This window comes from Saliphagus sp. LR7, assembly GCF_003344565.1.
Taxonomy (GTDB): Archaea; Halobacteriota; Halobacteria; order Halobacteriales; family Natrialbaceae; genus Saliphagus; species Saliphagus infecundisoli.
In genome coordinates this window covers 281,741-294,504 of record NZ_QPND01000003.1, presented here as the reverse complement: position 1 = coordinate 294,504, position 12,764 = coordinate 281,741, and the positions used below count along the sequence as shown (strand labels likewise).

The window sequence follows — 12,764 nt, the reverse complement described above, 5'->3', positions numbered from 1 at the left end:
TGATCTCTCGTTAGTACCGCTCCGCAGGCGCGGACCGCTCACGAGCGCGTTCGGCGACCGCCGTCGCCCGTCGGGAAAACCTCTTGTGATCGCTCGACGATCCTCGGGTATGGACGTCCTCCTGCTCGGCGCCAGCGGACGGATCGGACGGCGAATCGCGGCCGAACTGCTCGACCGGGGACACGCGGTCACGGGCGTCTCCCGGAGCGGGACCGTCGAGGGGATCGACCACGCCCAGTTCACCGCGATCGCGGGCGACGCGACCGACCCCGACCAGATCGGCCGCCTCGCCGCCGGCCACGACGCCGTCGGGTCGGCGCTGGGGCCGGGCGAGGACGACTCGCCCGCCGTGCTCGAGGAGATGATGCGAGCCACTATCGAAGGCCTGCGGCGCGCGTCGGTCGATCGGCTCGTCTGGACGGGCGGCGCGGGCGGCCTGGAGGTCACGCCCGGCACGAAACTCGTCGAGACCGAGGAATTCCCCGACGACTGGGAGGACCTCGCGCGGGCCGCGATCGACGCCTACGAGGTCCTCCGGGAGGCCGACGACCTCGAGTGGACCTACCTCGCCCCCGCGGCGATGATCGAGCCCGGCGAGCGCACCGGAGAGTACCGGACTGCCGACGGCGAGCTGGTCGCCGACGACGACGGCGAGAGCCATATCTCGATGGAGGACTTCGCCGTCGCCTTCGCCGACGAACTCGAGAACGCCGACGCCCTCTACACCTATCTCGGGGTCGGCTACTAGCTCACCAGAGCCCGAACGTCAGCAGGAAGCCGACGACCAGCAGGAGGCTCGGGACGAAGACGACGAGGAAGATCGGGGTGCTCCACTCCCTGACGGAGGCGCCGTCGAGGGGGCCGAAGGGAATCATGTTGAACGCGGCCAGAAAGAGGTTGATGAGCACGCCCAGGTGGCCGATCGTCCCTAGGAAGCCGGGCGCGAAGAGGAGGGGGGCGAAGAGGGCGGCGAGGGCGTGGTTGGTCAGCGGCCCCGCGAGCGCGATCAGGCCGTTCTCCCGGACCGTGATCCGGCCGCGGTGGTAGACTGCGCCGGGTGCGGCAAACAGGAAGCCGACGAGCGCCGAGAGGACGGCGAGGGCAAGCATCTGGTAGTCCGCCCGGAACTCCGCAATCTGGCCGAACCGGATCGCGACGACCTTGTGGGCGAGTTCGTGCAGCAGGAAGCCGACGCCGACCGTCGGCAGCGAAAGCGCGATCATCGCGGCGAACGCCCCGGGCTCGAAGGCGCCCACGGTGGGGGGCTGGAGCAGGAGCGCGAAGGCGACGCTCAGCGTGAGCCAGGCGAGCCCGAGGTCGAACAGCTCCCGGTTCGAAAAGGAGAGGCCCGCGGGCCGTCGGTGGCTCTGGCTCATCCGCCGATCGCCCCGCCGATCAACTCGGCGCTGTTTCTGGCGCCCTCGACGAGTTCGCCCATGAGCGCGTCGATCCCGCCGAACTCCGGACCCGCGAGCCAGGGGAGGACGACGACCACGAACAGCAGGGACGCGATCATGCTCCCGATGTTCGTCAGCGCGACGATCACGATCAGCCGGAAGAGGGGGACCTCGAGCATCTCCGCGAACGCCTCCTCCAGGGCGAGTTCGGTGTCGTCCATGATCTCGTTCAACCGGCCGATGTCGCCGACGTTGATCGGCCGGTAGCGGAGTTCGACGTAGCCGGCGAACCAGCCCGGCGCCAGTAACGGATTGATGCTCGTGAGCCAGGCGACGGCGCCCCCGACGGTCGCGCTCGCCCACCGGGCACCCGCGAGCCGCGCGAGGGTAAAGGCGAAGATCCCGTTGAACAGGAACCACGCGGCGAACAGCTGCAGGAGGAAGGTGTCGCGCACCCCGGCCATGATCAGGAGGCCGAAGAAGGCGACGAAACCGACCGCCATCAGGTAGCCGAATACCTTCAGGACCGAGAAGCGCCGGCCCGAGGCCGTTCCCGTGATCGACTCGAGGGGAGGAAGCCCCTCGGGGTTCGCGAGGTGGGCTTCTATCCCCGCCTTGTGGCCCGCGCCGACGACGGCGACGACGTCGACGCCCTGCTGGCGAAGCGCGTGGAGCTTGTGGGCGATGTAGGCGTCGCGCTCGTCGATCAGGGCCTGGGCACCCCGCGGGCTGAACTGGCGGAACTCCTCCATCATCGCGGCGACGACGTCGCCGTCGGTCATCTCCTCGATAGCGATCTCGTCTAGCTCCTCGACGTCGCTCGCCGAGTCCGCGAGGACAACCCCGAGGACGGCTCCCGCGAGGCCGCCGAGCCCGACGCCCGCGAGGACGCCGACGAGCCCGCGGACCGCGAGCGTGCCGGCGCTCTCGAAGGCCGCGGCCGAGAGCGGACCGACGAAGGTCCCGGTGGCGACGACGGCGAGACAGGCCGCGATCCCGACGGCGACGCCGCTTGCCGCCTGGACGAGCAGCCCCCGCCCGAGGGGTGGGATGACGAGCAGGCCCAGGAAGACGCCCCCGAGGACGCCGACGCCGACGGCGCCGGCATACTGGAGGACGCCGGGATCGGTGACCCCCAGGGCCAGCGCGCCCCCGAGGCCGACCATCGGCGCGAGGACGGTCGCGGCGACGAGCCCGGTGACGAGGCCGAACCCGGCGCCGAGCGCCGGAGCGATCGTCCGGGGGTCGGTCGCACCCATCGCGAGCCCGCCGACCATCCGCACTTTCTCGGCCATCGAGAGACGGGTCCAGAACCGTTGCATCGTCACCTGGATGTCCCGATCGACGAGCGCGACCCCGGCGCCGGTTCGGCCGGCGGCCTCGATCGCTGCGCGCATGTCCGCGCCGGGCTCGATGTCGAAGCGTTCGCCCAGCCTGGACTGGACGTAGGAGAGCATCCAGTAGGCCAGAAACTGGAAGACCGTGTTTCCCGAGAGGAGGTCTCTCGCCTCGATGTCCTCGGGTGCGCCACCCTGGAGCTGGCGATAGCGGCCCTCGTCGAGTTCGACGGCGACGACGTCCGGCCGTTCCCGATCGACGGTCTCGTGGACGTCCTCGACGCTCGCGTGGGAGACGTGGGCGGTCCCGAGGACGGTGACCTCGCCCTGTTCGGCCTCCGGCGGCGCGGTGTCGGGGGCTTCGGGCACGGTCGGATCGCCGCCGTCGGTCATTGGTGCGAACAAGTCGGCGATGGCTTTTACCAGTGTCGAAGCGGGTCACGGACTGGAAAGACCCTTCTTCTCGCTCCGACAAACGCAGTCGATGGTCGCCCTCTCTGACACCTACATCGAGAACCGCGAAATGGTCCTTCCTGATCACGCGAACACGATCGGCACGGTCAGCGGCGGGCCCCTCATGGCATGGATGGACGAGGTCGCCTCGCTGTCGGCGATGCGCTTCGCCGGCGAGACCTGCGTCACCGTCGGCGTCTCCCGGATGGAGTTCGAGCGGCCGATCCCGGTCGGCCGGACCGCCTTTCTCACCGCCCACGTCTACGCGGCCGGCGAGACGAGCGTTCGGGTCCGGGTGCGAGCCGACAGCGAGGAGCTACAAACGGGCGAGCGGGAGCCGACGACCGAGGCCTACTTCACGTTCGTCGCCATCGACGACGACCGCGAGCCGGCCCCCGTCCCCGAACTCACTGCGTCCACCGAACGCGGACGCCGCCTGCGCGAGGAGGCCATCGCGGGCGAGAACGACGACTAACCGCCGGGGAACGCGACCCGTTCCTGTTCGGGGTCGATCTCAACCCGACCGCCGATCGGGATCGGGACGGTCGGCCAGGCGTGGCCGAACTCGAGGCCGGTGACCACGGGCGCATCGGGATTGTACTCCTCGAACACCTCGATCACGGCCTCCCGCTGGCGCCTGCGATACTCTTCCCGAGCCTCGGGGGGGTTCGACTCGAGGTGGGTGCGCGCGGGTGGGCGCCCCACGAGGACGCCCGCAAAGCGCGCGAGGAGACCGCGCTCGCCGAGCGCCCGCAGGACGCCCGCGACCCACGCCGGATCGGGAAGCTCCTCGGAGGTCTCAATGGCGAGCACCGCACCGTCGAGGCGCTCCTCGTCGGGGAGGTCGAGCCCCGAGAGCAGGCGCTGGTCGATGATTTCGAGGCAGCCACCCCAGACGCGCCCGGAGACCGCGCGGTCGCCGCCGGCCCACGTCCACCCCGGGCTCGACTCGGTGTCTCGGGGCTCCGCGAGGGAGTCGGGATCGGTCCAGTCGCCGGGCTCGTCGGTGAACCGCTCGGCGGGCTCGACCTCGCCCAGCGAGTCGGCAAAGAGCGCGCGCTCGACGTACTCGCGGGTATGGTCGAACAGTTCGCGGTCCATCGCGAGTTCGACCATCACCGCCGGGCCGTAGAAGGAGACGATCCCAAGGTTCCACAGCGCCAGTTCGAGGTGGGTGTTGTCGCTGTAGCCGTAGAACCGCGTCGGGTTCTCCCGCAGGACCTTCCGATCGAGATGGTCGAGGATCCGGACCTGATCGTTGCCGCCGATGACGGCGATCACGCCGCGGATCTCGGGGTCGGCGAACGCCTCCTCGATATCGCGGGCGCGCTCCGCGGGGTGGTCGTAGAGATAATCCGCGCTCTTCTCAGCCGTCGGGAACTCGACCGGCTCGAGGTCGAAAACCTCTCGCAGTCGCTCTATGCCGAGGTCGTAGACGTGTGGCGCGTCCTCCCTCGGGTTCGACGCGGGCGCGACGATCGCGATCCGGTCGCCCCGTTCGAGGGGTGGCGGGGTGACGAACTCGTCCATGTGGGTGAAGTCTTCGAGCGCACCCAAGTAGGTTCTCCCGCCCCGGGAACGCCTCTCACTCCTCGAGGACCCGCTCGATCTCCCCCAGACTCTCGAGGACGTAGTCCGGCTCGACGTCGCTTTCGGCGAGGTCGTCCCGGTCGGTGATCCCCGTCAGGACGAGCGCCGTTTGTATCCCCGCCGCCTCGCCCAGCGCGACGTCGGTGTCGAGGCGGTCGCCGACGACGACCGTCTCGGCGGGGTCAGTGCCGAGGGTCTCGAGGGCGGCCTCGGCGGCGATCGCGGAGGGCTTTCCCAGGACCGCGTCGGGTTCCCGGCCCGCGACGGCCGCCATCGCGGCGAGGATCGCGCCCGAGCCGGGAACCGGGCCCCCGGAGCCGGGGATCGTGGTGTCGGGATCGGTACCGTAGAACGGCAGGTCCCGTTCGAGCGCCGGAATCGCCCCCGCCAGGGTGTCGTACGAGAGGTCCCGGTCGATCGAGCCGACCACGATCCCCGCCCGCTCGGGGTCGTCGGTCACCCGGAGGCCCGCTTCCTCGAGCAGCCTCTCCAACCGATCCTCGCCGACGAGGTAGACCGCCGTTCCCGGGTGGTGTTCGGCGAGATGGGCCGCGGTCACCGTCCCCGAGGTGAGTACGTCGGCGGGGTCGATCTCGAGGCCGTGGGCCGCGAGCCGTTCGACGTAGTGGTCCCCGGCACGCGTCGGGTTGTTCGAGAACAACAGCCGGGAGAGGCCGCGTTCCTCGATCGCTCGAAGCCCCTCGACCGCGCCGGGGATCAGTTCCTCGGATCGGACGATCGTGCCGTCGACGTCGACGATGGCCGCCCGTGTCGTCATCGCTGGACGGTGGGTCGCCGGCGGGTTGAGTGTTCGGGTCCGCTGGGCAATCCTTATCGGTGAACCCCTCGAACTCCGCCCATGGCACTCTCCGTCGAGACGCCCGACCCTCCCGAGCTGTCGGTCGTCGATCCCAACGAGTACGAGGACGCGACCATCGGCGGCGAGGGAAGCGGCGTCGACGCCACCGACGCCGACTACCACAGGGAGGACCTCCAGGCCTTTCTCGAGGAGGGCGCCTGGGAGGAGGCCTTCTCGGAGTGGGCCGACGACGCCGACCTGGAGAAACGGGAGTACGAGATCGCCCGCGACCTGGGGATGTTCGGCGAGTTCGACTTCTTCTGGGACGACTTCGCCGACCGCGTGGGCTATCACGCGCCGGGGATTCCCGAGGACTGGCGCGAGCGCGAGTACCATCCCGACATCGACTCCTGGGGGACGGTGTCGGCGATCAACGCCGAACTCACGGAGTTCGGCCAGATCGTTTCCGTGGTGCTCAAAGAGGAGTACGTCGACTGGGAGGCCGACTACGAACCTCCCGAAGACCTTCCCGACTTCTGATTACTCGCGGGGAACGCCGATGTTTCGGACCCGGCCGCCGCAGTCGGGACAGGCGGCGGGGGTACGCTCGGCGGTCGCCCGGCTCCCGCAGTCCCGGCACTCGTAGTAGCTCCGATCGGACGTGTATGGGTCTTGGTGTACCATACCACGATACGGGGATCGAACGGGAATAGGTGTTTTCCCCAACGATCTTAAAACGATGCCGCAGAACTAGTGGTGTATTATCACTCGCTCCGGCGTGGTGCGTGACGATCGGCGGTTCGACGCCAGTCGGTTGGTCTCTGTGCGGGTACGGCAGGCATCGCTCGCGGTCGACGCGGATGACCCCCGTTCCCGGCTGCTACTGCTCCCGGAAGTAGGGGATGATGGTCTCCTCGTAGTGGTCCATCGTCTCCTCGAAGTCGCCGACGGGGATGAGGACGAGGTGATCGACCCCTGCCTCCGCGAACCGCTCGACGTCGGCGATCGCCTCCTCGGGCGTCCCCGAGACCGTCACCCGGTCTACGGCCTCGTCGGGGATCCGCTCGGCGGCCGCGAGCAGGCGCTCCTCCTGTTCCTCTTCGAAGGCCATCTCGTACATGATCGGCGTCTCCTCGGCGACCTCCTCGTAGCCCATCTTCGCGAGCAGCGGCGGGCGCAGGGCGAGGCTCGTCCGGTTTCGCTCGACGGCGGCCTCGCGGGCGGCGTCGCCGTCCGCGGAGACGGTCGTCGGGACCATCACCGCCCGGTCGATCTCTGTGGGGTCGCGCCCGCGCTCCTCGGCGGAGTCGAGCACCCGCTGGAGATCCGCCTCGTACTGTTCGGGCGCGTGGATCCAGGGGAACCAGCCGTCGGCGACCGCGCCGGCGAAGCCGCGCATCGAGTCGCCGTAGCCGCCGACCCAGATCGGCGGCCCCGACTCTCGGGTCGGCTTCAGTCCCATGTGGGCGTCGGCCAGTTCGAAGAACTCCCCGTCGTAGGAGAGGGGCTCCTCGGCGGTCGAGTCCCAGAGCTCCTCGACGATCTCGACGGTCTCGACGAACCGGCCGAAAGGGTCCGACCAGTCGACGTCCTCGATCGGCGCGAACGTAAAGGCCTCGCCGGCGCCGATTCCCAGCCCCGCGCGCCCGCCGCTCATCTGGTCTATCGTGGCGGTGGCGTGGGCGATCTCGGTGGGATGGCGGCGCACGGAGTCGGCGACGCCGGGCAGCAGCCGGACGCTGTCGGTGCGCTGGGCGATCGCGCCCAGAACCGTAAACGCCTCCCAGGGCGGATCGACCAGGAACTCCTCGGAGCCCGTCGGGTGAAAGAGGTGATCGGGAACGGTGACGGCGTCGAACCCCGCCTCCTCGGCCCGGACGGCGTCGGCGATCGAGCCCTCGACGTCGTCGTAACGGACGACTTGGCAGCCGAAGGCGATCGAGTCGTGACTGGATCGGCTCATGGCGGGTGGTCTCGGGGCCGGCGACTAAACGTTTCCCTCCGAACCCGCCGCCGGTGGCCCGAATCGTCGAGACGACCACCACGGCCCACGCGTCGAGTCGACGGGGTTCGAGGGCCATCGCCTCGAGGTTCCGACGGCGATGACAACGCCTTTTGAGACGGGCCCGGTGGTAGGAGTCGATGACCGCCGACGCCGACGACCGGGTCTACTACGTGATCAGCGACCTCCACATCGGCGGCGACGAGCAGCTCGAGGAGGTGGAGTTCATAGACGAGTTGCTCTCCTTTCTGGAACGCCTCGAGACGAGCGACGAGGAGGCCGAGTTGATAATCAACGGCGACGCCTTCGGGCTCTGGGAGTTCACGACCGTCGAGGGAGTCGAGAAGTTCGATCTGCTCGAGGAGACCTACCCCGAACTGTTCTCCCAGTTCCGTGCGACCGGCGAGTCGGTGCCGATCACGCTGGTGCCGGGCAACCACGACCACGAGCTCGCGGCCTACGACGAGTACGTCGAGCGCTTCGCCGAGTACAACGTCGACGTCGTCCGCGAGCAGTCGATCGACCGCCGGGTCGGCGACCAGACCGTCCACTTCGAACACGGCCACCGCCAGGACCCGAACAACCGGATCGAGGACTGGGGCAACCCCTCCGCGACGCCGCTTGGCTACTACTACAACACCCTCGTGACGAGCCGGGCGGGCCAGCTCTCGGATCGCGGACGGTACAACTGGATGAAGGACGTCCAAGCCGTGACGCCGACCGAGCGGATGCCGATCTGGCTGCTCTCGAAGTACTTCTACCGGGAGATGAACCCCCTCATCCGGTACTCGCTGGTCCCCTTCCTCCTCCTGTTCAACGTCAGCGCGCTCATGGCGGTGCTGGCGGGACTGGACCTCCTCGGGATCTGGTCTGCACCCGTCGAGGGCGCGACCGCCTTCCTCGGGCAGTTCGGCCGCGCCGGGACCGCGGCCTGGTTCTTCCTTGCGGTCAACGCGACCCTCGCCGGCCTCATTCTGCTCGTCGGGATCCCGCTGTACTTCATCCGGCGGGACGTCCGCAAGACGATCGACCGCTTCGGCGTCTTCGAGACCGACCTCACCGTCGATCCCGAACGGCCCTACGAGGCGGCCGCCCGCGAGACCTTCGCCGACGGGGAGACGACGATCTTCTGTTACGGCCACACCCACCGCCCGGGGACCCGGGAGGTCGCCGGCGGGCTACTGGTCAACACCGGCACCTGGCTCAAACGGCTCCACCGCCGGGACGGCGTCATCGGGATCCTCCCCCCGGTCTTCTACCCCTCCTACCAGCTCGCCGCCGTCCGGATCGAGCCCGTCGAGGAGGGGGTTGCCGTCGAGTACGAGCGGATCACAAAACCCAGTCCCGCCAGCGAGGAACTCACCCGGACGGAGCGCTTCTTCACTGTCGGCCGGGAGCCCGAACCCGACCTCCCCGACCGCCACGTCGTCCAATCTGGCCGGGAAATCCCTCGAGAACGCCTTCCCGAACAGTCTACGTGAGCGAACCCGGTCGAGGGACCCGTCCTCGGGAGAAAGGCTATCTTTCCGGCCGTCGTATCCCCGTCCATGTACCGCGCGATCCTCCCCGAGGGACAGGTCGTCTGCGAGCGCTACGAGCGCGACGAGAACGGCGTCGAGCTGTACGACGGCGACGACCGGTTCGTCGCGTTCGTCCCCTACGCGAGCCTCCACGCGCTTCTGGACGAGGAGACCTACGAGAGCGACGAGCGCTCGATCATGTAGCCGGCGGCGCGGCGTCGATCGCCTTGAGCTGTTCCCGGTAGCGGTTCCTGACGGTGACGACGGTCGTGTTCGCGGTTTTGGCGACCGCACGCTGAGGGATCGTCTCCTCACAGAGCAGCCCCGCGGCGTAGATCGCCGCGGCGGCGTACCCCGTCGGCGACTTCCCCGAGTGGAGTCCGAGCGCGGTCGTCTCCTCGATGATCTCGACGGCTCGGGTTTCGACCTCGGTGCTCACCTCGAGTTCCGAGCAAAAGCGCGGGACGAACTGGCGGGGGTTCGTCGGCTCCAGATTGATGTCGAGTTCGTCGGCGATATAGCGGTAGGTGCGTCCGATCTCGCGCTGGTCGACCCGTGCGACGGCCGTTACCTCCTCCAAGCTTCGGGGAATGCCCTCCTCGCGGCAGGCCGTATACAGCGCCGAGGTCGCGACGCCCTCGATCGACCGGCCGCGGATGAGATCCCGGTCTAAGGCCCGCCGGTAGATGACGCTCGCGGTCTCCTTGACCGAGCGCGGGAGGCCCAAGGCGCTGCTCATCCGGTCGATCTCGCTCAGGGCGTACTTCAGGTTTCGCTCGCCGGCGTTCTTCGTCCGGATGCGCTCCTGCCAGACCCGCAGGCGGTGGAGCTGTCCCTGCTTTTCGGCGGACATCGAGTGACCGTTGGCGTCGCGATTGCGCCAGTCGATCGTGGTGGTCAGCCCCCGGTCGTGCATCGCCTCGGTCAGGGGCGCGCCGACGCGGGCGCGATCCTCGTGTTCTCTGGCGGTGAACGCCCGCCACTCGGGGCCGTAGTCGATCGGTTCGTCGTCGACGACGAGCCCGCAGTCCGCACAGACCCGTTCGCCGCGGTCCGGATCGCTGACGACGGTGTCGGTCTCACAGTCCGGACACCGGCCGGTAGTCGTCTCGACCCGTTCGTCGTCGACGTGGGTGGTGATGGACCGCGTCATCGATGGTGGAGAGGCCGTCTCCCCCCGTAAGCGGGCGACATAGTTTCGCGGGAAAGGGATCCTTTCTGCGGGCCGACATCGGGCCGTTCGAGCGCCGTAATCGCCGACCGCGGAACCCGGATCTGGCTCCCGACGGGCAGCGACGTAAGCTCGGCTTTCGCAGGGAGGGGCCCCGACGCTGCCGGCTCGTCGCCGTCGGTCCGTGTGGGTTTGCAACCCCTGCAAAACGTACCCGCGTTTATCACCGAAAGCGTTGGCGTAGGAGGTGGTGAATCCGCTGTGATGCCAACCTCTATCGAACTCGACCAACGATGGAATACTCCTTGCCGATCGACTCCCGTCGCGTTCCGGGGTGGATCCGAGGGGGGAACCTGATGTCCTCGGTCGACACCTCGATTCCCGACGAGATCCGGTCGGTGACCGAGGAGGGAGACACCGACCGACTCTCCAAGGACGTGATCTTCGAACTGCTGAAGAACCGACGGCGGCGGCAGGTACTCGCCTATCTCCTCGAGAACGAGGCGACGGTCACGCTCGGCGAGCTCGCCGAACGGATCGCCGCCTGGGAGAACGACACCGAGGTCGCCGCCCTGAGCTCCGACCAGCGAAAGCGGGTCTACGTCGCGCTCTACCAGACCCACCTCCCGAAGATGGACGACGCGGGGATCGTCGATTACGACCAGGACCGCGGGCTGATCACCCTCGCCGACAACGCCGACCTCCTTCTGATGTACCTCGACACCGAGAACCACTACCGGGACCGGTGGGACCGGTGGTACGCCTCGCTTTCGGTCGTCGGCGCCGTCCTCGTCGCGGGGGTCGTCGTCGGCGTTGGGCCGCTCGCGCTCGCCCCGGTCGCGGCCGTCTCCGGGCTGGTCGTCGCCGCGTTCCTGTTCGTCTCGGCGGCCCACTGCGTGGTCAACCGGCGTCGGCGCCGGACCGTAGACGACAAGCTCTCTCGAGTCGAGTGAGCCGCGGGAAGGACTTTTATCGATCGGCTCCGTAGCTATCACTGGCTCCCGACGCCCGTACCTCGTCCGGAACGGTTCGCGTGCCAGCAACCCGTTCCTGGCCGGGAGCCATACCAACCCGCGAGCGGCGGCGCCGTCCTCCGCGGTACGGTTCACCGCGGTAATCGACTCTTACCGACACGGGTCCGATCTCGTCCGGTGCGTGCCAGCGCGTCCGACCGATGGGAAGCGACGGTTATACTTATGGGTCCGTTGGCGCCGGGAGGATGCGAAAACGGTCGCATAAACCCCGATAAAGGGTCGTTGACCCGGATTCAGTGTCACGAAACCCTGATAGTCCACCCGCCGACCTCGGCCGGATCGGGAGTGAGCGCCCGCGGAATCAGCTCGGCTCCGTCCGCTCCCCGGTCACCTCGTCGGCTCCGGGGGAGTTCGTGACGATCCGCCCGTCGGGCGCGGCGCTCTCCCGGATCGCCTCGAGGGCTCTGATCGTCCATTTGGATTGCTCCAGGGGGATCGGGACCTCGCCGTCGCCCGCGACCGCGCGGGCGAACCGATCGAACAGCGCGAAGTGGGAGGTCGCTCTGGCGGCGGCCTCCCAGCCGCCGGCGCGTTCGGCCGCAACCAGCCGCGCGTTCGAGACCGAACTCGAGAGCTGGGCCATCGAGACGTCGAGGCCGCGCTTCGAGCGGGCGAGCGTCGACCGGGTGTAGTCCTCTTCGACCGTCGAGACCGACTGGTTCAACTCGTCGACGACGACCGCCCGCTCGGTGCCCGAGACGACGTGGAGCCGGAGCGGGAGTCCCCCCGAGAGCATGGTAACGCTACAGAGCGCGCCCGCCTCGGAGACGTACTGGATCCGCGCCCGGTCGTAGCTGAAGCCGCCGTCGTACTCCCGGGAGAGCGCAGTCCGGGCGTCGATCGACGACTCGTCCTCGGGATAGCCCCCGAGCCCGAGGGCGGCATAGATCGGATGGGGGAGTCCCTCCTCGAACTCGCCGCCGGGGAGCTCGAACACCCACGAGCCGCGGTTTTCCGTGTCCGGCGGCGTGAGCCCGCCGTAGATCACGTCGACGCCCCGAATCCGGCCCAGCTCGCCGTCGTCGATCCGCTCTCGAAGCCGCCGGAGCGCGGGATCGAACAGGTGGTTGTGGACCACCGTCGCCGGGACCCCCGCGGACTCGGCCTGGCGCTGGAGCTCCTCTATCTCCCCCGAGTCGAGCGTCGCGGGCTTCTCGATCAGGACCGCGACCCCCGCCTTGATCGCCCGCGAGGCGATCTCGAAGTGGGTCTGGACGGGGGTGCAGACGTGGATCGCGTCGACGTCCGCGAGGACGACCGACAGGTCGGTCTCCGCGTCGGTGTCGAACTCGCTCCCCATCGCCTCCGCGCGCTCGCGGTCGAGGTCACAGACCGCGACGAGGCCGGTTCGCGGGTTCTCGCTTACGCCCGCCAGATGGGTTCGGGCGATCGTTCCGGCGCCGACGACTGCGGTTCGGACGACCATGGGTCGGCCACCCCGAACGTCCGTTTAGTTGTGAT

General features: G+C 68.8%; 14 protein-coding genes. 6 read left to right on the top strand and 8 right to left on the bottom strand.

Annotated features, from left to right (window positions below):
* Positions 1-109 precede the first annotated feature (109 nt).
* Entirely contained in the window at positions 110-748 is a 639-nt protein-coding gene (locus DVH23_RS06325) for an NAD(P)-dependent oxidoreductase (protein ID WP_114576590.1), read from the top strand.
* Position 749: 1 nt separating this feature from the next.
* On the opposite strand, the gene DVH23_RS06320 is transcribed toward DVH23_RS06325, so the two are convergent.
* A complete protein-coding gene (locus DVH23_RS06320) occupies positions 750-1,376 on the bottom strand; it encodes a metalloprotease (RefSeq protein ID WP_114576589.1) in 627 nt (208 codons plus the stop codon).
* Positions 1,373-3,127 carry a TraB/GumN family protein gene (locus tag DVH23_RS06315; protein WP_114576588.1) on the bottom strand — a complete coding sequence of 585 codons (1,755 nt, stop codon included), beginning with the start codon at positions 3,125-3,127 and terminating at the stop codon, positions 1,373-1,375. The genes DVH23_RS06320 and DVH23_RS06315 overlap by 4 nt, the downstream gene beginning before the upstream one ends.
* 91 nt (positions 3,128-3,218) lie before the next feature.
* Here DVH23_RS06315 and DVH23_RS06310 point away from each other — a divergent pair, with 91 nt between their 5' ends.
* A complete protein-coding gene (locus DVH23_RS06310) occupies positions 3,219-3,662 on the top strand; it encodes an acyl-CoA thioesterase (RefSeq protein WP_114576587.1) in 444 nt (147 codons plus the stop codon).
* Here DVH23_RS06310 and DVH23_RS06305 read toward each other — a convergent pair.
* The gene (locus DVH23_RS06305; RefSeq protein WP_114576586.1) at positions 3,659-4,717 is read right to left on the bottom strand and encodes a S66 peptidase family protein; all 1,059 of its coding nucleotides are present in this window, start codon (positions 4,715-4,717) and stop codon (positions 3,659-3,661) included. The genes DVH23_RS06310 and DVH23_RS06305 overlap by 4 nt on opposite strands.
* A 55-nt stretch (positions 4,718-4,772) precedes the next feature.
* Complete coding sequence (locus tag DVH23_RS06300) at positions 4,773-5,555, bottom strand: HAD-IIA family hydrolase (RefSeq protein WP_114576585.1); 783 nt, start codon at positions 5,553-5,555, stop codon at positions 4,773-4,775.
* 81 nt (positions 5,556-5,636) lie between these two features.
* Between DVH23_RS06300 and DVH23_RS06295 the strand changes: the two genes are divergently transcribed.
* A complete protein-coding gene (locus DVH23_RS06295; protein ID WP_114576584.1) occupies positions 5,637-6,116 on the top strand; it encodes a hypothetical protein in 480 nt (159 codons plus the stop codon).
* Here DVH23_RS06295 and DVH23_RS06290 read toward each other — a convergent pair whose 3' ends face one another.
* Together DVH23_RS06290 and DVH23_RS06285 are read right to left on the bottom strand one after the other, a co-directional pair.
* On the bottom strand, positions 6,117-6,260 hold the full coding sequence (locus tag DVH23_RS06290) for a rubrerythrin-like domain-containing protein (protein ID WP_114576583.1): 144 nt from the start codon (positions 6,258-6,260) through the stop codon (positions 6,117-6,119).
* A 196-nt stretch (positions 6,261-6,456) separates the two neighbouring features.
* Positions 6,457-7,539 carry an LLM class flavin-dependent oxidoreductase gene (locus tag DVH23_RS06285; protein WP_114576582.1) on the bottom strand — a complete coding sequence of 361 codons (1,083 nt, stop codon included), beginning with the start codon at positions 7,537-7,539 and terminating at the stop codon, positions 6,457-6,459.
* 179 nt (positions 7,540-7,718) lie between these two features.
* On the opposite strand from DVH23_RS06285, the gene DVH23_RS06280 reads away from it, so the two are divergent.
* Both DVH23_RS06280 and DVH23_RS24155 read left to right on the top strand, forming a co-directional pair.
* A complete protein-coding gene (locus DVH23_RS06280) occupies positions 7,719-9,059 on the top strand; it encodes a metallophosphoesterase (protein ID WP_114576581.1) in 1,341 nt (446 codons plus the stop codon).
* Positions 9,060-9,125: 66 nt separating this feature from the next.
* Positions 9,126-9,302: a hypothetical protein gene (locus tag DVH23_RS24155; protein WP_198667861.1), complete on the top strand. Its 177-nt coding sequence runs from the start codon at positions 9,126-9,128 to the stop codon at positions 9,300-9,302.
* Here the strand turns inward: DVH23_RS24155 and DVH23_RS06275 are convergent.
* Positions 9,295-10,251: a transcription initiation factor IIB family protein gene (locus tag DVH23_RS06275; protein ID WP_114576580.1), complete on the bottom strand. Its 957-nt coding sequence runs from the start codon at positions 10,249-10,251 to the stop codon at positions 9,295-9,297. The genes DVH23_RS24155 and DVH23_RS06275 overlap by 8 nt on opposite strands.
* Before the next feature lie 374 nt (positions 10,252-10,625).
* On the opposite strand from DVH23_RS06275, the gene DVH23_RS06270 reads away from it, so the two are divergent.
* Positions 10,626-11,222: an ArsR family transcriptional regulator gene (locus DVH23_RS06270; RefSeq protein WP_114576579.1), complete on the top strand. Its 597-nt coding sequence runs from the start codon at positions 10,626-10,628 to the stop codon at positions 11,220-11,222.
* 382 nt (positions 11,223-11,604) lie between these two features.
* Here DVH23_RS06270 and DVH23_RS06265 read toward each other — a convergent pair whose 3' ends face one another.
* Entirely contained in the window at positions 11,605-12,729 is a 1,125-nt protein-coding gene (locus DVH23_RS06265) for a Gfo/Idh/MocA family protein (RefSeq protein WP_114576578.1), read from the bottom strand.
* Positions 12,730-12,764: the final 35 nt, after the last annotated feature.

What these genes read in the sequence shown, in the direction of transcription:
- DVH23_RS06300 (WP_114576585.1), bottom strand. Translation starts at nt 5,555, where the DNA reads ATGACGACACGGGCGGCCATCGTCGACGTCGACGGCACGATCGTCCGA.
- DVH23_RS06270 (WP_114576579.1), top strand. Translation starts at nt 10,626, where the DNA reads ATGTCCTCGGTCGACACCTCGATTCCCGACGAGATCCGGTCGGTGACC.
- DVH23_RS06285 (WP_114576582.1), bottom strand. Translation starts at nt 7,539, where the DNA reads ATGAGCCGATCCAGTCACGACTCGATCGCCTTCGGCTGCCAAGTCGTC.
- DVH23_RS06295 (WP_114576584.1), top strand. Translation starts at nt 5,637, where the DNA reads ATGGCACTCTCCGTCGAGACGCCCGACCCTCCCGAGCTGTCGGTCGTC.
- DVH23_RS24155 (WP_198667861.1), top strand. Translation starts at nt 9,126, where the DNA reads ATGTACCGCGCGATCCTCCCCGAGGGACAGGTCGTCTGCGAGCGCTAC.
- DVH23_RS06305 (WP_114576586.1), bottom strand. Translation starts at nt 4,717, where the DNA reads ATGGACGAGTTCGTCACCCCGCCACCCCTCGAACGGGGCGACCGGATC.
- DVH23_RS06315 (WP_114576588.1), bottom strand. Translation starts at nt 3,127, where the DNA reads ATGACCGACGGCGGCGATCCGACCGTGCCCGAAGCCCCCGACACCGCG.
- DVH23_RS06280 (WP_114576581.1), top strand. Translation starts at nt 7,719, where the DNA reads ATGACCGCCGACGCCGACGACCGGGTCTACTACGTGATCAGCGACCTC.
- DVH23_RS06325 (WP_114576590.1), top strand. Translation starts at nt 110, where the DNA reads ATGGACGTCCTCCTGCTCGGCGCCAGCGGACGGATCGGACGGCGAATC.
- DVH23_RS06310 (WP_114576587.1), top strand. Translation starts at nt 3,219, where the DNA reads ATGGTCGCCCTCTCTGACACCTACATCGAGAACCGCGAAATGGTCCTT.
- DVH23_RS06265 (WP_114576578.1), bottom strand. Translation starts at nt 12,729, where the DNA reads ATGGTCGTCCGAACCGCAGTCGTCGGCGCCGGAACGATCGCCCGAACC.
- DVH23_RS06275 (WP_114576580.1), bottom strand. Translation starts at nt 10,251, where the DNA reads ATGACGCGGTCCATCACCACCCACGTCGACGACGAACGGGTCGAGACG.
- DVH23_RS06290 (WP_114576583.1), bottom strand. Translation starts at nt 6,260, where the DNA reads ATGGTACACCAAGACCCATACACGTCCGATCGGAGCTACTACGAGTGC.
- DVH23_RS06320 (WP_114576589.1), bottom strand. Translation starts at nt 1,376, where the DNA reads ATGAGCCAGAGCCACCGACGGCCCGCGGGCCTCTCCTTTTCGAACCGG.